The organism is Rhodococcus sp. I2R (genome assembly GCF_020889545.1).
Classification (GTDB): Bacteria; Actinomycetota; Actinomycetes; order Mycobacteriales; family Mycobacteriaceae; genus Rhodococcoides.
In genome coordinates this window covers 110,516-132,157 of record NZ_JAHUTG010000001.1, presented here as the reverse complement: position 1 = coordinate 132,157, position 21,642 = coordinate 110,516, and the positions used below count along the sequence as shown (strand labels likewise).

23 protein-coding genes are annotated in these 21,642 nt (G+C 64.1%); 17 read left to right on the top strand and 6 right to left on the bottom strand.

What is annotated here, in order from left to right:
- Window positions 1-49: 49 nt before the first annotated feature.
- Genes dapB through zwf form a run of 6 tightly spaced genes read left to right on the top strand, consistent with a single transcriptional unit; the run spans window position 50 to window position 5,426 of the window.
- A complete protein-coding gene (gene dapB / locus KVY23_RS00575; protein ID WP_230554869.1) occupies window positions 50-808 on the top strand; it encodes a 4-hydroxy-tetrahydrodipicolinate reductase in 759 nt (252 codons plus the stop codon).
- Between the two features lie 5 nt (window positions 809-813).
- The gene (locus KVY23_RS00570) at window positions 814-1,272 is read left to right on the top strand and encodes a tetratricopeptide repeat protein (RefSeq protein ID WP_230554867.1); all 459 of its coding nucleotides are present in this window, start codon (window positions 814-816) and stop codon (window positions 1,270-1,272) included.
- Entirely contained in the window at window positions 1,272-1,721 is a 450-nt protein-coding gene (locus KVY23_RS00565) for a flavodoxin family protein (protein WP_230554865.1), read from the top strand. Before KVY23_RS00570 ends, KVY23_RS00565 begins: the two co-directional genes overlap by 1 nt.
- Window positions 1,722-1,747: 26 nt before the next feature.
- Window positions 1,748-2,662, top strand: coding sequence for an alpha/beta hydrolase (locus KVY23_RS00560; RefSeq protein WP_230554864.1), 915 nt, complete (start codon window positions 1,748-1,750; stop codon window positions 2,660-2,662).
- Window positions 2,663-2,689: 27 nt separating this feature from the next.
- On the top strand, window positions 2,690-3,919 hold the full coding sequence (locus KVY23_RS00555) for a winged helix-turn-helix domain-containing protein (RefSeq protein ID WP_230554862.1): 1,230 nt from the start codon (window positions 2,690-2,692) through the stop codon (window positions 3,917-3,919).
- A 52-nt stretch (window positions 3,920-3,971) separates the two neighbouring features.
- Complete coding sequence (gene zwf / locus KVY23_RS00550) at window positions 3,972-5,426, top strand: glucose-6-phosphate dehydrogenase (protein WP_230554861.1); 1,455 nt, start codon at window positions 3,972-3,974, stop codon at window positions 5,424-5,426.
- 27 nt (window positions 5,427-5,453) lie between these two features.
- On the opposite strand, the gene KVY23_RS00545 is transcribed toward zwf, so the two are convergent.
- On the bottom strand, window positions 5,454-5,933 hold the full coding sequence (locus KVY23_RS00545; RefSeq protein WP_230554859.1) for a hypothetical protein: 480 nt from the start codon (window positions 5,931-5,933) through the stop codon (window positions 5,454-5,456).
- Between the two features lie 144 nt (window positions 5,934-6,077).
- Here KVY23_RS00545 and thyX point away from each other — a divergent pair, with 144 nt between their 5' ends.
- From thyX to KVY23_RS00530, 3 genes are all read left to right on the top strand, one after another.
- Window positions 6,078-6,830, top strand: coding sequence for an FAD-dependent thymidylate synthase (gene thyX, locus KVY23_RS00540; RefSeq protein WP_230554857.1), 753 nt, complete (start codon window positions 6,078-6,080; stop codon window positions 6,828-6,830).
- 71 nt (window positions 6,831-6,901) lie between these two features.
- Window positions 6,902-7,810, top strand: coding sequence for a 4-hydroxy-tetrahydrodipicolinate synthase (dapA, locus tag KVY23_RS00535; protein WP_075840071.1), 909 nt, complete (start codon window positions 6,902-6,904; stop codon window positions 7,808-7,810).
- The gene (locus tag KVY23_RS00530) at window positions 7,807-9,633 is read left to right on the top strand and encodes a ribonuclease J (protein ID WP_230554856.1); all 1,827 of its coding nucleotides are present in this window, start codon (window positions 7,807-7,809) and stop codon (window positions 9,631-9,633) included. Before dapA ends, KVY23_RS00530 begins: the two co-directional genes overlap by 4 nt.
- Window positions 9,634-9,645: 12 nt before the next feature.
- Here the strand turns inward: KVY23_RS00530 and KVY23_RS00525 are convergent, their stop codons facing one another.
- Window positions 9,646-10,428 carry a sulfite exporter TauE/SafE family protein gene (locus KVY23_RS00525; protein ID WP_230554853.1) on the bottom strand — a complete coding sequence of 261 codons (783 nt, stop codon included), beginning with the start codon at window positions 10,426-10,428 and terminating at the stop codon, window positions 9,646-9,648.
- A gap of 62 nt (window positions 10,429-10,490) precedes the next feature.
- Between KVY23_RS00525 and KVY23_RS00520 the strand changes: the two genes are divergently transcribed.
- Both KVY23_RS00520 and KVY23_RS00515 read left to right on the top strand, forming a co-directional pair.
- Window positions 10,491-11,114 carry a TIGR03085 family metal-binding protein gene (locus KVY23_RS00520; RefSeq protein WP_230554851.1) on the top strand — a complete coding sequence of 208 codons (624 nt, stop codon included), beginning with the start codon at window positions 10,491-10,493 and terminating at the stop codon, window positions 11,112-11,114.
- A gap of 92 nt (window positions 11,115-11,206) precedes the next feature.
- Complete coding sequence (locus KVY23_RS00515) at window positions 11,207-13,873, top strand: DNA translocase FtsK (protein ID WP_230554850.1); 2,667 nt, start codon at window positions 11,207-11,209, stop codon at window positions 13,871-13,873.
- Between the two features lie 50 nt (window positions 13,874-13,923).
- Here the strand turns inward: KVY23_RS00515 and KVY23_RS00510 are convergent, their stop codons facing one another.
- Window positions 13,924-14,205 (bottom strand): YciI family protein, encoded by a 282-nt coding sequence (locus tag KVY23_RS00510; protein WP_230554848.1) that lies wholly within the window; start codon window positions 14,203-14,205, stop codon window positions 13,924-13,926.
- A 46-nt stretch (window positions 14,206-14,251) separates the two neighbouring features.
- Complete coding sequence (locus KVY23_RS00505) at window positions 14,252-14,836, bottom strand: amino-acid N-acetyltransferase (RefSeq protein WP_230554846.1); 585 nt, start codon at window positions 14,834-14,836, stop codon at window positions 14,252-14,254.
- A 140-nt stretch (window positions 14,837-14,976) separates the two neighbouring features.
- Between KVY23_RS00505 and pgsA the strand changes: the two genes are divergently transcribed.
- The 5 genes from pgsA to KVY23_RS00480 all read left to right on the top strand — a co-directional run bounded on the left by pgsA (window position 14,977) and on the right by KVY23_RS00480 (window position 18,307).
- Entirely contained in the window at window positions 14,977-15,594 is a 618-nt protein-coding gene (gene pgsA / locus KVY23_RS00500; RefSeq protein ID WP_230554844.1) for a CDP-diacylglycerol--glycerol-3-phosphate 3-phosphatidyltransferase, read from the top strand.
- Between the two features lie 216 nt (window positions 15,595-15,810).
- Window positions 15,811-16,167, top strand: coding sequence for a helix-turn-helix domain-containing protein (locus tag KVY23_RS00495; protein ID WP_075840068.1), 357 nt, complete (start codon window positions 15,811-15,813; stop codon window positions 16,165-16,167).
- 167 nt (window positions 16,168-16,334) lie between these two features.
- Window positions 16,335-17,159 carry a PspA/IM30 family protein gene (locus tag KVY23_RS00490; RefSeq protein WP_075840067.1) on the top strand — a complete coding sequence of 275 codons (825 nt, stop codon included), beginning with the start codon at window positions 16,335-16,337 and terminating at the stop codon, window positions 17,157-17,159.
- Window positions 17,160-17,278: 119 nt separating this feature from the next.
- Window positions 17,279-18,013: a hypothetical protein gene (locus tag KVY23_RS00485; RefSeq protein WP_230554842.1), complete on the top strand. Its 735-nt coding sequence runs from the start codon at window positions 17,279-17,281 to the stop codon at window positions 18,011-18,013.
- Window positions 18,014-18,133: 120 nt separating this feature from the next.
- Window positions 18,134-18,307 carry a hypothetical protein gene (locus KVY23_RS00480; RefSeq protein WP_187346792.1) on the top strand — a complete coding sequence of 58 codons (174 nt, stop codon included), beginning with the start codon at window positions 18,134-18,136 and terminating at the stop codon, window positions 18,305-18,307.
- 41 nt (window positions 18,308-18,348) lie between these two features.
- Here KVY23_RS00480 and KVY23_RS00475 read toward each other — a convergent pair whose 3' ends face one another.
- Both KVY23_RS00475 and KVY23_RS00470 read right to left on the bottom strand, forming a co-directional pair.
- On the bottom strand, window positions 18,349-19,242 hold the full coding sequence (locus KVY23_RS00475; RefSeq protein ID WP_230554841.1) for a diacylglycerol kinase: 894 nt from the start codon (window positions 19,240-19,242) through the stop codon (window positions 18,349-18,351).
- Window positions 19,243-19,261: 19 nt separating this feature from the next.
- Window positions 19,262-20,842 carry an FAD-binding oxidoreductase gene (locus tag KVY23_RS00470; protein WP_230555033.1) on the bottom strand — a complete coding sequence of 527 codons (1,581 nt, stop codon included), beginning with the start codon at window positions 20,840-20,842 and terminating at the stop codon, window positions 19,262-19,264.
- A gap of 245 nt (window positions 20,843-21,087) precedes the next feature.
- Between KVY23_RS00470 and KVY23_RS00465 the strand changes: the two genes are divergently transcribed.
- The gene (locus KVY23_RS00465) at window positions 21,088-21,633 is read left to right on the top strand and encodes a TetR/AcrR family transcriptional regulator (protein ID WP_075840064.1); all 546 of its coding nucleotides are present in this window, start codon (window positions 21,088-21,090) and stop codon (window positions 21,631-21,633) included.
- Window positions 21,634-21,642: the final 9 nt, after the last annotated feature.

The following is a 21,642-nucleotide window of genomic DNA, read 5'->3' as shown; positions in this document are numbered from 1 at the left end:
CAGTAGGCTTGCATGCGCTGAAGTGTTCGAGTCGAGGAGCGGAGCAGTCGTGAGTGCAGAAGTACCCGTCCGAGTTGGTGTCCTCGGAGCTCGCGGCAAGGTGGGGCAGGCGATCTGCGCGGCTGTGGAGGCCGCCGAGGACCTGGAACTCGTCGCCGCAGTGGACCAGGGCGATCCCCTCACCAACCTCGTCGACGCGGCCGCCGAGGTGGTCGTCGACTTCACCCACCCCGATGTGGTGATGGACAACCTGAAATTCCTTGTCGAGAACGGTATCCACGCTGTCGTCGGCACCACCGGCTTCGATGACGCCCGACTGGACTCCGTTCGCTCCTGGTTGGCGTACGCGCCCGCGACCGGAGTGCTGATCGCACCCAACTTCGCCATCGGCGCAGTCTTGACGATGCGTTTCGCCGAGCAAGCCGCGCGGTTCTTCGACTCCGTCGAGGTCATCGAGCTGCACCACCCGAACAAGGCCGACGCGCCGTCGGGCACCGCCTACCGCACAGCCCAATTGATCGCCGACGCACGCGCGAAGGCCGGAATCCCGAAGAGCCCGGATGCGACGACAGCGGAGTTCGACGGGGCGCGAGGCGCCGAAGTCGACGGTGTGCGCGTGCACTCCATCCGGCTGGCAGGATTGGTGGCGCACCAGGAAGTCCTGCTCGGCACCACAGGCGAGACACTCACGATCCGGCACGATTCGCTCGACCGCACCTCGTTCGCGCCGGGGGTGCTCCTCGGAGTCAGAGAGATCGCCGGTCGACCAGGGTTGACCGTCGGGCTCGATTCGTTCCTCGACCTGTGATCGCAATGAACAAGTCGACGAAGGTGCTGTCCATCATCGTCGTACTCGTGGCGATTCTGGGCTTCTACTTCTACGTTCTCGGTAGTCGGGGCGTGTCGCTGCTTCGCAACGGCGACGCGGTCAGCGTCGGTCTCGGTGTCGGGGTTCTGCTTCTTCCCATCATCGGTGTCTGGATTGTCTTCGCCACGCTCAAGGCAGGTCTGGATCATCAGCGTCTTGCGTCCCGGGTTCATGACGAAGGCCTGGAACTCGATGTCTCGGAGCTGCCCCGGATGCCGTCGGGACGGATCGAACGCGACGCTGCCGACGAACTGTTCGCGCAGGTCAAGTCCGAATGGGAAAAGGACCCGGACAACTGGCGCAACTCCTATCGGCTGGCCAGAGCCTACGACTACGCCGGCGATCGTTCTCGCGCACGCGAGACGATGAAGCGAGCGGTGGAGCTCGAACGCGACGAGTCCTGATGCCTACGCTGCTCATCGTTCACCACACTCCCTCGCCGGTCACCCGCGAGTTGCTCGAGTCGGTGATGGCAGGCGCGATGGATCCCGACATCGAGGGGGTGACGGTCCGCAGCGTCCCCGCACTCGGGGCGACGGTGCCGGACGTCCTCGGCGCCGACGGCTACCTGTTCGGAACTCCCGCCAACTTCGGCTACATGAGCGGTGCTCTGAAGCACTTCTTCGACACCACCTACTACCCATGCCTCGACGCCGTCGCCGCGCGCCCGTTCGGTTTGTGGGTGCACGGCAACAACGACACAGCGGGGGCTGTCGCGGCCGTTCGTAAGATCACCACCGGATGGGGTCTCGAACAGGCCGCTGCGGCGTTGGAGGTGACGAACGTCGACAAGGCGAGCCGGGAGGCGTGCTACGAGCTCGGCGGTACTCTCGCCGCTACTCTCATGACCTGACGGGCTCGGCGCCTATTGTTTTCGTCATGACATCCGCCCAATATGCGAGCTTTTTGCCCGCGAAATACCGCGATGTCGTTCCTCCCGTGTCCACGACGTGGCGATGGCGCGACCTCGATGTCCATATCGCTCGAAGCCGCACCAGCGATGCACCTGTGAAGATGATGGCGTTGCACGGTGCCGGTGGCCATTCGGGCGCGCTGTGGCCATTCGCGTCGCTGGCTGCGTCGCGGGGAGCAGATGTGCTTTTCCCCGACATGCCTCTGTATGGGCGGACGGTGGTTCCCGATGCCGGGAAGGTCACCTACCTCGATTGGGTCGAGATGTTGTGCGATCTGGTGGTCGCCGAGCAGGACCGCGACCCAAGGCCCTTGGTGCTGTTCGGCGCCAGTATGGGTGGAATGCTGGCCTACGAGGTTGCGGCGCGGACCGGTGCGGTAGCCGATGTCGTGGCGACCTGTCTGCTGGATCCTTCCGATCCCGACGCCCGCTCCGCGGCTGCACGTTTCGGCTTTCTGGGTCGGTATGCACCGAAGCCGCTCGCCTTCACTGCCGCGCTACTCGGACGCGTGCGTGTTCCGATCCGGTGGCTGATGGACATCGACAGCATGAGCGCCGACCCTGAATTGTCGGCACTGTGCGCATCCGATCCGTTGGGAGGAGGGGTGTCGGTTCCGGTCGGCTTTCTCAGCAGCTACATGTCCTTTCGGCACTTCCCACCGGAACACTTCTACGGACCCGAGGTGACGCTGGTGCATCCGGGTGCGGACGAATGGACCACACCCGAGCTGAGTGTGAAGTTCTTGGACAGGATCGCCGGGCCGACGAAATCGGTGATGCTCGAGGGTTGTGGCCACTTCCCGATCGAGGAACCAGGCCTATCGCAGTTGATCGAGACCATGGAAGACATTGCGCGCAAGCACGGGTGGAGGCCCTCGTAGTACTCCGATGCATGGCATGGTGAACAGATGCGTGAAATGAGTGCGGCGATGGCTCGGCGTACGGCGTTGGCCGCACAGGGTCTGGCCTCGCCGCATCCGGCGGGGGAACGGGGTGCGTCCACACGCGCCGTGCACAAGGTCCTCGATCGAACGCATCTGTTGCAGATCGACTCGGTATCGGTGCTGGTGCGCGCGCATTACGCTCCCGTGTTCAGCCGTGTGGGCCGATACGACCGCGGTGTGGTGGACCGGGCCGCGTGGACCGATACGGCGCGCAGTCCGCGTCGGCTGGTCGAGTACTGGGCGCACGAAGCTGCGCTGATTCCGGTGGAGGACTGGCCGTTGATGCGCTGGCGGACCGAACTCTACGAGCATGGACGGTGGGGCGGTGCGAAGTCCGTTCTGGAGCGGAACCCGACGCTCGCGAAAGAAGTGCAGGGTGTGATCGCCGATCTGGGGCCGTCCAGTGCGGGCGAGATCGAGCGCGCGCTCGACGTCGAGCGGCCTGGCAGAAAAGGCCCGTGGTGGGATCACAGCGACGTCAAGGTCGTGTGTGAGCAGCTGTTCGCGGCGGGGGTGGTGTCGGTGGCTACGCGGGCAGGCTTCGTTCGTCACTACGATCTGACCGAGCGAGTCATACCGGCCGACATCGCTGCACGGCACGTGGCCGAGGCCGATGCGGTGCGCGCGCTGGTGACCCTGTCGGCGGATGCTCTGGGCGTCGCCACCGAGGCTGATCTGCGTGACTACTACCGTCTTTCGAAGAAGCAGACCACCGCAGCGATAGCCGATCTCGTAGAGGACGGCGTGCTCGAACAAGTGCAGGTTCGAGGCTGGGACGCCCTGGCGTACCTGCATGCTGATGCACGGATTCCGCGGTCGGTTCGCGGCGCTGCCCTCCTGTGCCCGTTCGACCCGATGATCTTCTTCCGTCCGCGTGTGCAGCGCATCTTCGACTTCCACTACCGAATCGAGATCTACACCCCGCAGCACAAGCGGATTCACGGCTACTACGTGTTCCCGTTTCTGCTCGATGGCGAACTCGTTGCTCGAATTGACCTCAAAGGTGACCGAGCGCGATCGGAACTGCGGGTACTGGGCGCGTTCGTCGACGGTGACCGCGACGCGGCGGTCATTGCGGCGGCATTGCACCCGGTGCTGCGCGAAATGGCCGACTGGCTCGAGCTGGCGGATGTCGTCCTCGGTGGGCGCGGGGATCTCATGCCGGCTCTGACCGAATTGCCGACGACCGGATGACCGCCGGAGGTTCGGACAGCGGGCGAGAAAGAATGGTGCGACCATGCCCGACATGACCTCTTCCGTATCTGCGCAATCGAACGAGCTGTCGCCCCAGGTCGTGGTGCTCTTCGGAGCCACCGGCGATCTCGCGAAGCGCAAACTCCTGTCGGGGATGATGCACCTCGCGTTGTCCGAACTCGCTCCGCGAATCCGAGTTGTCGGAACGTCGTTGGAAGAGATGACCAGTGACGAGTTTCGTCAGATGGCACTCGAAGCGATCGACGAGCACTCGAGCCGAAAGGTCTCCGACGAACAGTGGCGCCAATTCGCGGGGAAATTGAGCTACGTTTCGCAGAAGTCCGGTCCGGCGGCGTTGGGGGAGGCCGTTGCCACCGCAGAAGTCGAACTCGGTGTCGGCGTCAAGCGGTTGCACTATTTGTCTGTCCCTCCGAAAGCTGCGCTGGCAGTCGTCGACATGCTCGCCGCCGCCGATCTGGTGAAGAATTCTCGGATCATCATGGAGAAGCCTTTCGGAACGGACCGCGAGAGCGCGATTGCTCTCAATGCCAGGTTGCACGAGACTTTCGACGAGGAGCAGATCTTTCGTATCGACCATTTTCTCGGAAAGGAACCTGCGCAGAACATTCTGGCGTTTCGCTTCGCGAACGGTTTGTTCGAGCCGATCTGGAACCGGAATTTCATCGACCACGTGCAGATCGACATTCCGGAAGCCCTTGCGCTCGACGGCCGGGCGAACTTCTACGAAAATACCGGCGCCTTCAAGGACATGGTGGTCACCCACTTGTTCCAGGTTCTCGCCTTCATGGCGATGGAACCGCCGACGGCTCTCGAGCCCAGAGCGATCAGCGAGGAAAAGAACAAGGTCTTCAGGTCGATGCTTCCGCTCGACCCTCGCAAGGTGGTACGCGGTCAGTACTCGGGTTACCGGTCCGAGCCGGGCGTGGCACCGGACTCGGAAACGGACACCTTCGTCGCATTGGAGTGCGAAATCGACAACTGGCGATGGGCGGGTGTGCCGTTCTACCTCAGGACGGGCAAGCGCCTTGCCGAGGGGCAACGAATAATCTCCATCGCATTCCGTGAGCCGCCGAAGAGCATGTTTCCGGCGGGGTCCGGCGTTGGTGCGCACGGGCCGGACCACCTCACGTTCGACTTGGCGGATGCGTCGAAGGTGTCGTTGTCCTTCTACGGCAAGAGGCCCGGGCCGGGGATGAGGTTGGACAAACTGAGCATGCAATTCGCACTACAGGAAACCGAACGTGTGTCGGATGTGCTCGAGGCGTACGAACGGCTCATTCTCGACGCCATGCACGGCGACCACACGCTGTTCACCACAGCCGAGGGGATCGAGCGGTTATGGGAGGTGTCGCAGCCGCTACTCGCCGATCTGCCACCTGTGCGGCAGTACACGCCGGGGTCCTGGGGGCCGAATGCAATTCACCAGCTGATCGCCCCGCATGCATGGCGGCTGCCATTCGAACGGGAGTGGCGTGAAAAGCGCTGACGGCGCTGCTTGCGTCGGTTCGTAGACTCAGTATCGCGTGCGGTTGTTGCGAACCTGTTCACGTAGTGCATCCTGAACTGCTTGCGAGAGCCAGGAATTGAGCGAAACGCCGTTCATGGACGCTGCTTGTTCGGCCCGTTCCTTCACATGTTCGACCATGCGTAGGGTGACGCGACGCACCTCGCCTGTGACATCGTCCATTGTTGGGTATTCGTCACCATCGGACGGTATCGCTCCGGCCGACCTTTCGGCAGCCTCGTCGACGGCCTCACGGATGACGTCGGCCGACGCCTCGTTCCCGGACAGTTTGAGATGAACGGAATACCCGTCGATTCGGTCGGAGATCTCGTCGGCGAACTCGGACATCGCTTCGAGGAGCATGAGCCGTGCAGACGCCTGTGCCGCGTTGGCGAGTGCTTCGGCGGTCTTTCTGGTGTGGTCGTCGCCGAGCGATGCGGCTGCCAGAAGATCTGCGCGTAGCGAGGCGGTATACCTGTCTAGTTCCATGGTGTCAGTGTGACGTCTAAAGTGGCGTCGCGCAAGCGTCGAATTATCGTCATCGTGACGCCGATTTGGCGTCGGCCGGGTGCTCGCGAGGTTCGTGGATAGGGTTTGTGTGAGTTGTCAGCTGTACTAGCGAAGGAATGCGCAGTGTCGAAGACGGTGTCACTGAAGGTTGAATTGGTCGCCAAGACCGAGTTCGTCGAGCCTTTGGACATCCCGTGGGAGACCGATGCCGACGGGGGACAAGCGCTCGTGGAGTTCGCCGGCCGCGCGTGCTACCAGAGTTGGTCCAAACCGAACCCGCGAACTGCGACGAACGCGTCCTATCTGCGGCACCTACTCGACGTCGGGCACCTGTCCGTCCTCGAACATGCATCGGTGAGCTTTTACATCACGGGGATCTCGCGGTCGTGCACGCATGAGCTGATCCGGCATCGCCACTTTTCGTACTCGCAGCTCTCCCAGCGCTTCGTGCCCGAGCGCGACGCCAACGTCATCGCCCCGCCCGCTGTTGCAGGGGACGCCGAGCTGGAAGCGTTGTTCGAGCAAGCGACGGACGCAAGCAGAGCTGCCTACGTCGAACTGCTCAATGCACTCGAGCACAAGCTCGAGGGCGTCACCAATTCCGCGCTCCGGGGCAAGCAGGCGCGCCAGGCGGCGCGGTCGGTTCTCCCCAACGCGACCGAGACGAAGCTCGTCGTCACGGGCAACTACCGGGCCTGGCGGCATTTCGTGTCGATGCGCGCCTCCGAGCACGCGGACGTCGAAATCAGACGTCTGGCGGTCGAATGCCTGAGGCAACTGGCCTCGATCGCGCCGGACATCTTCGGCGATTTCGAAATTTCCGCACTGCCGGATGGTTCCGAGGTAGCGCACAGCCCGTTCGTCACCGAAAACTGACCGCCCGCTCTCGGGCGAAGTTCCGTCCCGCCGCGAGATAGCGTGCATTGCACCGGGTAACCTTTCTGACCATGACATACGGTGATCCCGCTCCTGCGATCCACTCCCCGTTCGGCACGGTGCTGACCGCCATGGTGACCCCGTTCACCCCCGACGGAAAGTTGGATATCGACGCCGGAGTACGGCTGGCTCATTTCCTGGTCGAGCAGGGTAACGACGGGCTGGTCCTCGCCGGTACCACCGGTGAATCACCTACCACCACCGAGAACGAGAAGCTCGAGCTCATGCGCGCGGTCATCGCGGCCGTCGGGGACCGCGCGTGCATTATTGCCGGAGCAGGAAGCAACGACACTGCGCACAGCGTCGAGTTGGCCCGCGACGCGGCCCGCGCAGGCGCCCACGGCCTCCTGGTGGTCACGCCGTACTACTCTCGGCCGCCGCAGGCTGGGCTCTTCGCGCACTTCACCGCAGTCGCCGACGCGACGGACCTGCCGGTGATGTTGTACGACATTCCGCCGCGCTCGGTCGTTCCCATCGAGACCGAGACGCTGCGTCGGCTCGCCGAGCACCCTCGGATCCTTGCCGTCAAGGACGCCAAGGGGGACCTCAACGCCGGCGCTGAATTGATCGCAACGACAGGGCTGCAATTCTTCTCGGGCGACGATCCGCTCAACCTGCCGTGGCTGTCCGTGGGCGCTACCGGATTCGTGAGCGTCATCGGCCACCTCGTGCCGGCCCGACTGCGCGAAATGCACAGCGCCTTCATGGCGGGTGACAACGCAAGGGCGCGGGCCATCAATGCAAGCCTCATTCCGGTGACCAGAAGCGTGGCCCGACTCGGCGGCGTCAGCGCCGCCAAGGCAGGTCTGCGGCTCATCGGACTGGACGTGGGCGAGCCCAGGCTTCCCCAGGTGCCGCCCACCAGTGACCAGATCGACATGCTTGCAGCGGATCTGAGAGCAGCAGGAGTGCTTGTATGAGCCGACCAGCACGATCGCGTGGCCGCGCAACCCGAAGTGCAGGTCCGCCTGCCGACAGGCAGGCGCAGTCCGCGAAACCGATCGTGCAAAGTTCGGCCCGCACGGTTCGCCCCGACGCTCGAACGCAATTCGACCCGACCGACCGACTCGGTACGCCGCCCGCAGCACCGTTCAAGGGCCTGCGCGTAGTCGCGCTGGGCGGCATCGGCGAAATCGGCCGCAACATGACGGTGTTCGAGCATCAGGGAAAATTGCTCATCGTCGACTGTGGTGTCCTGTTCCCCGAGGACCAGCAACCCGGCGTCGACCTGATCCTGCCGGACTTCCGGCACATCGAGAACCGGATGGCCGACGTCGAGGCCGTCGTTCTCACACACGGTCACGAGGACCATATCGGCGCGGTGCCGTTCCTGCTTCGTCTGCGTCCGGACGTACCGGTCGTGGGATCGAAGTTCACGCTCGCGCTGGTGGCGGCCAAGTGCCGTGAACACCGGTTGCGCCCCAACCTCGTCGAGGTCATCGAGGGCCAGAAGACCAACCATGGGCCGTTCGAGTGCGAGTACTTCGCGGTCAACCACTCGATTCCGGACGCTCTGGCCATCGCGATCCGCACAGACGCGGGCCTGACGCTGCACACCGGCGACATCAAACTCGACCAACTGCCGCTCGACGGACGGCTCACCGACCTCGCAGGCTTCTCACGTCTCGGCGACGAAGGTGTCGATCTCTTCCTGGTGGACTCGACCAACGCCGAAGTCCCCGGCTTCGTCACCCCTGAGCGCGAGATCGGCGGAGTCCTCGACACCGTCATCGGCAAGGCCAAGCAGCGCGTGATCGTGGCGTCGTTCGCGAGCCACGTGCACCGAATTCAGCAGGTCATCGACGTGGCCGAGCGATACAACCGTCGGGTCGCATTCGTCGGTCGGTCGATGGTGCGCAACATGCAGATAGCCCAGGATCTCGGGTACCTGCGGGTGCCCGACGGTCTCGAAGTCACCGTCGACACGGCGGCGACGTTGCCCGACGACCGGCTCGTGCTCATCTCGACCGGGTCTCAGGGCGAGCCGCTCTCGGCACTCTCGCGAATGGCGCGCGGAGAACACCGTCAGATCAACGTCAAGGCCAACGATCTCGTCGTCCTGGCGTCGTCCTTGATCCCCGGCAACGAGAATTCGGTTTTCGCCGTCGTCAACGGTCTTGCGAAGCGCGGCGCCACGGTGGTGACCCAGCAGACTGCGAAGGTGCATGTCTCCGGCCACGCATCCGCAGGCGAGCTGCTGTACTTGTACAACGCGGTGCGTCCCACCAATGCGATGCCCGTGCACGGGGAGTGGCGCCACCTGCGTGCCAACGCGGCACTGGCGAAGGCGACCGGTGTGGCCGAGGATCGAATCATCCTCGCCGAGGATGGGGTGGTGGTCGACATGGTCGACGGACTCGCCCGCATCGTCGGGCAGGTGCCCGTCGGTCACGTCTATGTCGACGGTCTGTCCGTCGGTGACGTCGGTGATTCCACCCTGTCGGATCGCCTGGTTCTCGGTGAGGGTGGATTCATTGCCATCACGGTCGCCGTCGACTCGAGTACTGGCCGTGCGGTCACCGCCCCGGAGGTGTCGGGTCGCGGATTCTCCGATGATCCCACGGCACTCAAGGAAGCCGGCCAGTTGGTCGAGGCCGAGCTCATTCGTCTTGCTTCCGAAGGAGTCACCGACACTCACCGGATCGCGCAGGCGGTTCGCAGGGTGGTGGGACGTTGGGTCGCCGACAAGTATCGCCGCAAGCCGATGATCGTTCCGACGGTCATGGCGGTGGGGAACAAGTAGTTTCCTGCGTGCTCAGGCTGCCAACAGGCGCCACAGGCCGATGAGCCCGACGACCACGATGACGGCGCGCAAAGTCCACGGCGACAGCTTTCGGCCGTAGCGTGCGCCTATCGACCCGCCGAACAGTGAGCCGGCAGCGATCAAACCCGCTGCTGCCCAGCTGATATCGCTGAACGCGACGATCGTGTATGTCGCGGCGGCGACCACGTTCACGATCAGTGAGAGAAGATTCTTGGCAGCGTTCATCCGCTGCATCGAGTCGGGCAGCAGAACTCCCATCACTCCGATCAGCATGATGCCCTGGGCTGCAGTGAAATACCCGCCGTAGATCCCCACGGCGAAGGTGCCGATAGTCAGCAGCACGAGCTTGCTGCGGCTGACGTGATCGGTTGCCACGCCCGCAGCCTCGGAGCGGCGGCGGGCCCAGGTCTGAATTCGGGGCTGCACCACGACCAGGACCAGCGCGCCGATCAGCAGGATCGGTACGACGGCGGCGAAAACGGACGGCGGCAGGTGGAGTAGTAGCCAGGCCCCGATCAGTGCTCCGACGAACGAGGCCGGCATCTGCCACCGCAGCCGTCCCCACTGTCCGCGCAATTCGCGGCGATATCCCCATGTTCCGGAGATACTTCCGGCCACCAACCCGATGGCATTCGACATGGTGGCCACTACGGGGGGATAGCCGAACGCAACCAACGTGGGAAACGTGATCAGAGTCCCGGACCCGACGACCGCATTGATCGCGCCCGCGCCCAACCCAGCGACGAATATGACGACAATTTCCGATACCGGCACCGATGTGAGATTACGGTTCACCCACCGCCGCACCGCTGACGGGGCACGTACTGTGAGTGAGTGTGAGCCTTGCACAGGACGAACGCGCCGAACTCGTACGAACAATGACCGCAGTGGGGGAGGACGCCCCGACGTTGTGTGGTGACTGGACAGCTCGCGATCTCGCGGCACACCTGGTGGTCCGAGAGCGGCGTCTGGATGCCGCACCCGGGATCGTGCTTCCATTTCTGTCCGGATACACCGAGAAGGTGCAGGCGGGGGCGGCGGCGAAGCCATTCGACGACCTGGTGGCGGCCATTCGGACGGGCCCACCCCTTTGGTCACCGTTCAAGCTTCTCGACCCGGTGATCAACGTGGGGGAGATGTTCGTTCACCATGAGGATCTCCGCCGGGCGGGGCCGGACTGGACTCAACGCACGTTGTCGGCTTCGCTGCAGAACAGGCTGTGGACGATTGCCGGCCTGATCGGAAGACGTGCATATTCCGCGTCGCCGGTCGGTGTGGTGTTCCGATCGAAGGACGGTCGAACGAAAACGGTCAAGAAGGCGAGTGGTCGACACGTGGTGCTGACGGGTGAGCCGTCCGAACTGCTGCTGCACGCCTTCGGGCGTAGCGCCGTGGTCATCGAGTTCGAGGGCACCGAGGCCGACATCGCAGCAGTTCAGGGGCTTGACCGAAGCTTCTGAGGTCGATGGCACAACGCATCGGGACAAGTCGGGCAAGCTGTTACTGGTGTTGCGGATGGTTTCCGAGGGGTCATTGCGACTAACCTGAGCGCATGGCAGGAAAGACCAGCACCCGAAGTTCGAAAGCCGGCGCCGGCAATTCGCTGTCATCGCGTGCGTCGGGGGGAACAGCCAAGACCGCGAAAGGGCGTACTGCTCGCACGGTCACCACGCCGCGTAAGCCGACCGCCCCGCGAAAGTCCCCGCCCCGCGGCGGTGCGTCCACCCGCTCGGCAGCGCCCCGTCGGCCTGCACGCAAGAACAATGGTGGCGTCATGTCCGCCATCGGCCGCGGCGTGACGTCGACCTGGGCTGTTGCTGCCAAAGGTGTCGGCGCCACCACCCGGACGGTCAGCAAGGCCAAGGACATCGAGCACGGTCACCGTCGCGACGGCATCGCGCTCGGACTGATCGCCGTCAGCGTCATCGTTGCTGCAGCCGTCTGGTTCAGCGCGGGTGGCCCCATCGGTGAGTGGATCGAAATTGCCGTGCGCGCAGTGGTCGGCGACGCCGGCTACATCGTGCCCGCGCTCGGTGTTGCCATCGCTGTAGTTCTGATGCGATCGGAACCGAACCCCGAGATCCGGCCGCGGCTGGTGTTGGGCTCGATACTGCTCAGCCTTCCCATCCTCGGGCTGTGGCACATGGCTGCGGGCTTCCCGACGGATGCGGAGGGGCGCGCGACGGGTGGCGGATTTGTCGGCTACGTCGCCGGTGGGCCGATCGTCGACGGTCTGACGGTCTGGCTGGCGGTACCGCTGCTGTTTCTCGCCGGTCTGTTCGGAGTGCTGCTGCTGACCGGCACCACCGTTCGAGACGTCCCGGCTAAACTGCGCACGCTGTTCGGTACCGACAGCCGCGGTGACGAGTACGGAGAGTACGACCCCGCCGATTTCGGAACGGATTTCGGCGACGAGGGATACAGCCACGACGCCGACTTCGACGGCTACCCCGTCGACAAGGCAGGCGAGAGCGACCCGTACGACAATTACCCGACCGAGGAGTACGTACCGGTCGCGAAGCCGCGCACGCGCAGGAGGACAGCGCGGCCCGAGGCTCCGACCGAGGTCATCGATCCTGCGGCGGCGGAGGCGGCCGCCGAGGCCCCCGCGCCGGCATCTCGACCAGCGGCAGCTGCTCGGGCTGTGGCGAAGCCTGTAGTCAAGGCCGCCGAACCGAAGAGTGCCACCGAGGACGACAAGATCGTCGTCGATCGCGTCGTCGACGGGGACTACACCCTGCCATCGCTTTCGCTGCTGATCGACGGCGATCCGCCCAAGACTCGCAGCCAGGCCAACGACGCGATGATCGAGGCGATCTCCGATGTTCTCGATCAGTTCAAGATCGACGCGGCGGTCACCGGATTCACGCGCGGCCCGACAGTCACCCGATACGAGGTGGAACTGGGCCCGGGCGTCAAAGTCGAGAAGATCACCGCACTGGCCCGCAATATCGCCTATGCAGTGGCTACCGACAACGTGCGGCTGTTGGCCCCGATCCCGGGCAAGTCTGCAGTCGGCATCGAGGTGCCCAACTCGGACCGCGAAATGGTTCGTCTCGCAGACGTGCTCACTGCGCCGTCCACGCGCAAGGATCATCACCCGCTGGTGATCGGCCTCGGCAAGAACATCGAGGGCGAGTTCATCAGCGCGAACCTGGCCAAGATGCCGCACCTGCTGGTGGCGGGTTCCACCGGTTCCGGTAAGTCGAGCTTCGTGAACTCGATGCTCGTCTCACTGCTCGCCCGCGCGACACCGGACGAGGTACGGATGATCCTGATCGATCCGAAGATGGTCGAGCTGACACCGTACGAGGGGATCCCCCACCTCATCACCCCGATCATCACGCAGCCCAAGAAGGCTGCCGCGGCCCTGGCGTGGCTGGTCGAGGAGATGGAACAGCGCTATCAGGACATGCAGGTCAACAAGGTTCGGCACATCGACGACTTCAACAAGAAGGTGCGCTCCGGTGATATCAGCGCACCACTGGGCAGTGAACGCGTCTACAGGCCGTATCCGTACATCCTTGCCATCGTCGACGAGCTCGCCGATCTGATGATGACCGCACCGCGGGACGTCGAGGACGCCATCGTGCGAATCACGCAGAAGGCTCGCGCTGCCGGCATTCACCTGGTGCTGGCAACGCAGCGACCGTCGGTGGACGTCGTGACCGGTCTGATCAAGACCAACGTCCCGTCCAGGCTCGCGTTCGCGACATCCTCGCTCACCGATTCACGGGTCATCCTCGATCAGCCCGGTGCAGAGAAGCTCATCGGTATGGGCGATGCGCTGTTCCTGCCGATGGGAGCCGGCAAGCCCACTCGCCTGCAGGGCGCCTTCATCACCGACGAGGAAATCACGGCGGTCGTCGACTTCGCCAAGAATCAGGCGGAACCGGAATACAACGAGACCGTCACCGCGAGCAAGGCGTCGGAGAAGAAGGATGTCGACCCGGATATCGGCGACGATCTCGGTGTGTTGCTCCAGGCGGTGGAGCTGGTTGTCTCCAGCCAGTTCGGTTCGACCTCGATGCTTCAGCGCAAGCTGCGGGTGGGCTTCGCGAAGGCTGGCCGGTTGATGGACCTGATGGAGAACCGCGGAGTCGTCGGGCCGAGTGAAGGCTCCAAGGCGCGTGAGGTGCTGATCAAGCCTGATGAACTGGACGGGCTGCTGTGGTCGATCCAAGGCGGCGACCCGGACGAGGCTCCGGCGGAAGACTGAACACTGCTCCGCAGAGTGTCACAGGCTCCGCCGCGGGCCGCGAAGCACCGTCAGGCGAAGGCGCCCATCACCGGCTTCCACTCGGTGATCGAGGACTCCTCGATGAGATTCTCGACCGCGAACGGATCCTGCGCGAAGAGTTCTCGAACCGATGCGACGTCGGAACCTTCCACGAGGATGAGCGCGCCGCTGCCGTCGGTGTAGGGGCCGCTCGAGACGAGGACACCGCGTTCGAGAAGTTCGCCGAGCCAAGCGCGGTGGGTTGCGCGATGCGTGTCACGACCGTCCGTCGTGGCGGGGGAGTACGTGTATGCGACGGCGAAGAGGGCCATGTGTGTCCATTTCCTATCGGTTGTCATTATTCAGGTGCGATCGACATCAGAGCGAGAGCAACATCCGGGTGTTGCCCAGCGTGTTCGGTTTCACGTAACTCAGATCGAGGAACTCGGCGACACCGGTGTCGTACGACCTGCACATCTCCGCGTACACCTCGGCGGTGACGGGCGTCCCTTCGATCTCGGCGAATCCATGTCGGGAGAAGAAGTCCACCTCGAACGTGAGCACGAACAGCTTCTGCAGGGCCAGTTCGCGTGCAACGTCGACCAATTTGTCGACGATCAAGTGCCCGGCCCCGTGACCCTTGGCGGACGGATCCACCGCCACCGTGCGCACCTCGCCCAGATCAGCCCACAACACGTGCAGGGCGCCGCACCCGATCACCGATCCGGCTCGCTCCGCCACCCAGAATTCCTGCACCGCCTCGTACAACGTCACGAGGTTCTTCTCGAGCAGAATCTTCCCGGCGTAAATGTCGATCAGGCGTTTGATCTCGGGAATGTCGGATGTTCGCGCACGTCGAACCACTACATCGTCGCCGCCGTGGGCGAGGATCCGTGAGTTCGAACTCGGGTCGGACGCGTCGTCGACGGGAGGTCGACCGGCCCGATTCGGCGCAGAAGTCATGTGGTGAACAGTAGCCAACGCTCCAACCGATATTCTTCTCGTGTGTCCGTAATCGAACTCGCCACCCACGAACCTGGACACCGTCGTCGACCTTTCGCTATCAATGTCCTCCGGGACGCCGAAGAATCTGGCGGGGCGGCATGACCGGGGAGGTTCCGCCGACTCCGCGGCCTCCGCACGGCAACTCTTCGACAGGGTCCGAAGCGGTTCCGATACTCAACATTGCGAACGTTCTGACCGTGCTTCGGATCGCCCTGGTTCCCGTTTTCCTCGTCGTACTGTTCGTCGACGACGGTCAGGACCCCGCATGGCGGATCGGCGCGACGGTCGTGTTCGCGGTAGCCGCGATCACCGACCGTGTCGACGGCCAACTTGCACGCAAATACGGACTGGTCACCGATTTCGGCAAGATGGCCGACCCCATCGCGGACAAGGCGCTGATCGGCGCCGCGCTGGTCGGGTTGTCGATTCTGGGCGACCTCCCGTGGTGGGTCACCCTCGTGATCGCGGCCCGCGAGATTGCCATCACGGGCGTGCGGTTCGCAGTGATCCGGCACGGTGTCATCCCGGCCGGCCGCGGCGGAAAGGTGAAGACGCTCTTGCAGAGCGTTGCTATCGGGTTCTACCTGTTCCCGCTACCCGACGAAGTCCGGTTCGTATCGGTGACGTTGATGGGTTTGGCTGTCGTGCTCACGGTGTACACGGGAGTGGATTACATCGTCCAGGCCGTGCGCCTGAGAAGAGGTGCGACCCGTTGACCGAAGTGAAACTCTCGGGTGACCGTTGGGCTGTTCGACGCGATACAGTCCGACTAGCCGTGTCGTTGCTGCAGCAGCGTCTCGAAGGTGCATCGGCCGTATAGGGTCGGGAACCAATCGAGCCTCGTCCTACGTTGTACCTGAAGATGCTGGACTTGGACGTACAGAAGACGAAGCACAGTTTCGAACGACATGGCTCGAACGAGGAGGAGCGAGATGGCGCTGCTATTGCGTGAAGCACTCGGCGACAGTTTGCGGCGCACTCGTGTTGCGCAGAGTCGCACACTGCGCGAGGTATCGAACACGGCACGGGTCAGTCTGGGGTATCTCTCGGAAGTCGAACGTGGACGGAAAGAAGCCTCGAGCGAGTTGCTCGCCGCGATCTGCGACGCTCTCGCCGTGCCCTTGGCCGATGTCATGAGCGATGTGAGCGAATGCCTGTCGGAATCCTCGGCCGCAGCGCGTGCTGCCGAGACGCCCGCCTCGGTGGGTGCCGAGGACACCTCGCCCCGCATCGCGGGCGAGACGAGGGTGGTTATTCCGGCGCCTGCGCGAGCCCTCGCCGCTGCGTGAGCAGCGGGCATGCACCAGCCCGCGCAACTGCATTGGTGACACAGTTCCACGGCAATTCGACCAGACCAGTATTCTCGTGACACGGGCAACTCATCGTAGGTCGCTGCACACGTCAGCCGACCCCCTACGCGCGACAACGTCGCTCTGGATGGAGGCAGGATCAACCCATGGCTAATCCTTTCGTCAAGGCCTGGAAGTACATGATGGCGCTCTTCAATTCCAAGATCGACGAGAAGGCCGACCCCAAGGTTCAGATTCAGCAGGCCATCGAGGATGCGCAACGACAGCACCAGGCGCTGTCTCAGCAGGCGGCCTCGGTGATCGGCAATCAGCGTCAGCTGGAGATGAAACTGAGCCGTCAACTGGACGAGGTCGAAAAGCTCAACGCCAATGCTCGCCAGGCGGTCACACTGGCTGACCAGGCCAATGCCGCCGGTGACGTGGAGAAGGCAACGCAGTACACCAACGCCGCCGAGGCGTTCGCGGCGCAGCTGGTCACCGCTGAGCAGAGCGTCGAGGATCTGAAGGTGCTGCACGATCAGTCGCTGCAGGCGGCGTCGCAGGCGAAGAAGGCCGTCGAACAGAACGCGATGGCCCTGCAAGCCAAGGTTGCCGAGCGGACCAAGCTGCTCAGCCAACTCGAGCAGGCAAAGATGCAGGAGAAGGTCAGCGAGTCACTGCGGTCGATGGACTCGACGCTGTCCGCTCCGGGCAACACCCCGAGCCTCGACGCGGTTCGCGACAAGATCGAGCGTCGGTATGCAGACGCACTCGGCTCTGCGGAGCTGGCGCAGAACACGGTGTCCGGCCGCATGATGGAGGTGCAGCAGGCTTCGGTCCAGATGGCAGGCCACAGCAGGCTCGAACAGATCAGAGCCTCCATGGCCGGTGAGTCGCTTCCGTCCGGAAACACCGCGTCCAAGCCGTCGATTGCCAAGTCGCCGAACACCAACTCGGCAAACACGACGCCTGAACCTCCCGCGCAGAACTGAACGCCCCAGCGAACCGAATCGTGAACAAGTACAGGCATGGCCGACCACACAAGTGGTCGGCCATGCCTGTTCCCGGGTCCGTCACGGCGGTTCGCGGCGTGGCTGACAGCGCACGCAGGATGAGCGAAACGGCAATCGAGGCGGTCGGTCGGTGGAACGATCCGCGTCGGAAACAAATCAGACGAGTGCGGCGCGCGCGTCGACGCGGATCGTGGTTCGGCGGCGCCTCGGGCATCTCGGCGGTGTCCGCCGCGGGCCTCGCCGTCGGGTCGGCCCCGGAATGGACGATGATCGTTGCCGGGGGTGGCGCAGCTGTCTTCGCTGTGCCCGCAGTCTTGGCAGTCGGTACCTACCGGCGATTGAGATCGCAACCGCTTCCTGCCGCTCGGCCGAACAAGACGGTGCTACCCGCGCGCTCGTCCGCAACCTACGAGCCCATGAGCCGGCTCATCGGTGCGCAGCGGAGTCTCTACGAGCTTTCCGGCATTCTGAGCCGATCCGAGTTCGTCGATCCGGTGGAGATGGCCGACACCACCGATGTCGCCTCGGCAGCCGCGCAGGCGCTCATGGAGATGGCCGCGGACATCGTGGCGATGGAGCGTGCCGCGGACGCCAACGCGCGGGCGCGCGAACACCTCTCCGCCACAATCACCGGCGCCGCGACCGAACTCGACTCCGGTGTCGATCAGTTCGAGGAACTCGTCGCCGCTGCGGCCCGGTTGACCGCCCCCAATGCCCTTCCGTCGAGCTCCGTTGCCGGACGCAAGGCGGAGTTGACCTCGGCCACCGATCGGTTGGAGGGTTGGGCGACTGCGCTCGCCGAGCTCAACGCAATACGGAGTCGGCACCGATGAAACCCCCTCTCTCGGTGCTCTCGGGGTGTTCCCCCATCTTTCCCTGATCTTGTTGTCGGTACCTACGATCCGAGCCTTCGAGCTGTCAGGATCGTAGGTACACAACGAAAGGGAAAGCGCATGTTCTGGAAAGTGCTCGGCATCATCGTCCTCGTCTGGCTCGCGTTCGCAATACTGGGCGCGGTTATCAAGGGACTGTTCTGGGTGGCCATAGCTGCCGCGATAGTGTTCGGCCTCTACTGGTTGATCACCGCCGTCAGCGCAGGAGGACGCCGCGACGCCAACAAATTGTGACGTCGAAAGACTGTAAGACTTGCGATCGAACAGGCAGCGATTCAACCGAGGGGCGAAGTGCGGCCCACCAACACCGTGACGGCTTCGGGCACGGCTTCGATGACTATCGGCAGCGCCGAGAAGCGTTCGCCGTCGGCGTAGGCGACCATTCCCGGCGCAGCGAGTGACACGGTTTCGGCTCGGTAGGTTTCCACCTCGGGCAGGGACACATGCGTTCCCTTGTACACAGTCGGAGACAGTCGGACCAGACGCCGTCGGCTCGATGCGCGGACCACGGTGACATCGAGCAGACCGTCGTCGACACGGGCCGCAGGGCAAATGGCCATCCCGCCGCCGTACGTGGGTCCGTTGCCGACGGTCACCAGTGTCGCCTCGATGTCCAGCGATTCGCCGTCGAGACCCAGGCGATAGGGAATCGGCCGGAGTCGGGCCAGCTCGAGCAGCATTGCCAGGTTGTAGCGCAGACGACCGGTCGGCCAGCGCAGTTTGTTCGCGCGCTCGGTGACGAGACTGTCGAATCCGCTCGACAACACCGTCGAGAACCAACGACCATCGACGCGGCCGAGATCGATCGAAACCGATCGTCCGTCCAGCACGATGTCCGCGGCGGCCGCCGGATCGGTGAGCGGGACACCGAGCAGTCGTGCCAAGTCGTTGCCGGTTCCCGCAGGTACGACCGCCAGGGGCGTGGACGTCCTCGCAACGGCCTGCAAGGCGAGGTTGACCAGACCGTCGCCACCCACCGCGACCAGCGCTTCGGTCCCAGCGCGCACGGCTCGCTTGGCGGATTCGAGGGCATCACCAGGGGTGCGGCCCTCGATGGTGGTGACACTCGCCCCGCGCTCGCGCAGTCGGGTGACGACCTCTCTCGAAATGCGGGTCGCCCGTCCGTTGCCTGCGACGGGATTGGTCAAGACGGAGACCGTGATGCTCATGCGCGCGCCGGCCCCGTGTTCACGGGATCAGTTTGCCAGGGTTCAGCACCCCTGCGGGGTCGACCGCGGATTTCATTGCTCGAAGCATCGCAACGCCGACGGATCCGACCTCCTCTGCCATCCAAGGTCGGTGATCGCGACCGACGGCGTGATGATGTGTGATTGTTGCTCCCGCCGTCGCCATCGCGGTCGTGGCCGCTTCCTTGGCGCGAGTCCACTGTGCCGCCGGGTCGCCTGCCGCTGCACAGACCACCGTGAAGTAGAGCGAGGCACCGGTGGCGTAGACGTGGGAGATGTGGCACATCACGAGCGGCGGAGTACCTGATGCCGTCAGGGAATCGACGAGGGCGGCGACGACTTCGCCGCGCACCCGGTCGAGATCGGCCCAACTCGTCGCCGTTTCCAGTGTTTCCGCCACCGCACCCGCGTCGAGCAGAGCGTCACGCAGATACGGCGAGTCGAACCGGCCGTGCTCCCACCTCCGGGCGTGCTCGGGATCGACGACCGTGCCACCGGCGCGCAGCACCGTTGCATCGGCGGCAGCGGCTCGCGCTGCGGTCTCGGCGGGGACACCGTCGAATGTGGCAACGGCGATGCATCCACCGGTCGGCGCGTCGCCGTTGTCACCGAGCGCCAACGCGGAGTTGACTCCGGTTTCGGCTTCGTCGGACAGCCTCATGACAGTGGGCCTACCCGCATCCACCGCCAACTCACGGAACGCTGCGGAGCCGGCCGCGAAAGTCGGAAACCACCACGACCGGTGTTCGGTCGATGCTGGAATCGGATGCACCTTCACGGTGACGGATGTGATGATGCCGAGTGCGCCCTCGGACCCGAGGAAGACCTCTCGCAGATCGGGGCCCGCTGCCGAGGCCGGGGCGCGACCGCAGTGGGTGATCCCGATCGGCGTTGCGACGGTGACGCTTTCGACCATATCGTCGAATCGTCCGTATCCGGACGAGGCCTGCCCGGAGGATCGCGTCGCGGCGAATCCGCCGATGCTCGCGTATTCGAAGGATTGTGGATAGTGACCGAGGGAAAGCCCGTGCCGGGTCAACATTTCCTCGGCTTGCGGACCGGTGACGCCCGCCTGCAGTGTGGCCGTGCGGGAGACTTCGTCGAGGTCGGTCATGGCGCACAGCCGGCGCATGCTGATCGTCACGACGGTGTCGAACCATTCGCGGAGAGGCTCCACACCACCGACGACACTCGTCCCGCCACCGAACGGCACCACAGCGATCGATTCTTCGCTGCAGTAGCGCAGCAGCGCCTCGACCTCCTCCGCATCGGCGGGGAATGCGACGGCATCGGGCGCATTCTGGATCGATCCGCTGCGCCGGGCCAACAGATCGAGTGTGCTTTTGCCGCCGAGGAACTGAGTGCGTACCTCGTCGTCGGTCGAGAGATGTTCGGTTCCGACAATGGTCTCCAGGCCATGTCTGCGGCGGTCCGTGAGCCGCGACCTGTGCAGGCGAACCGCGTCGTCGCCGGTTGTCGGTTGCTCATGTGTGGGGATACCCAGGACCGCCTCGAGAACCGAACGCGTCCTCTCGCTCAGTGGTGTGCGCTCGCGAGGATCGCCCCAGGCATTCCACGCCATCGGCGGTGCAGGCGTACCGGGAAACTCGATCCGGGACTTTGTTCGCATGATCTATAGTGTTACATGACATGCAGGTTTGTAACTCGGACTCCGTGATGCGCATCAGGCGCGAGTTCGCGTGAACGGGTAGCAGTCGGAAGAGATCGAGCGAGGTGGATGCAGTGATCGAACGGTCCGTTGTCGACACCGGTTCCGCCTCGACTGAGGTTCAGACCGCCGACAGCGACCGCACCGTCGAAGACCAGGTGCTCGACGCTGCACATTCCTGCATTCTCGAATACGGCGTCAGGCGCACTACGCTTGCCGAGATCGCTCGTCGGGCACAGGTTTCTCGGCCCACTGTCTACCGGCGGTGGGCTGACACACGTGCGGTTGTGTCGAGTCTGCTCACCCGCGAGATCGGTGCAGTCATGCCGTCGCTCACCGGCGACGTTCCCATCCGCCAGTTGGTCTCCGAAGGGGCTGCAGTAGTCGGCAACCGGATCCGCACACATCCCCTCTTCGTCAAGATTCTGCAGTCCGACCCGGACATTCTCGGCACCTATATCCTGCACCGGCTCGGTACGAGTCAGTCGCTGATAATCGATGCGTTGATCTCTCTGATCGAACAAGGGCAACGGGACTCGTCCATCCGAGACGGCGACCCCGTCCAGCTCGCCACCGTCGCACTGTTGATGGTGCAGTCTGCCGTGCAGTCGGCCGAAATGGTGTCCTCACGCATATCCGGTGAAGACCTGATGGTCGAGATGTCCCGCGCCCTCGACGCATACCTACGCCCGACACCTCCGTGACGTCGGGCC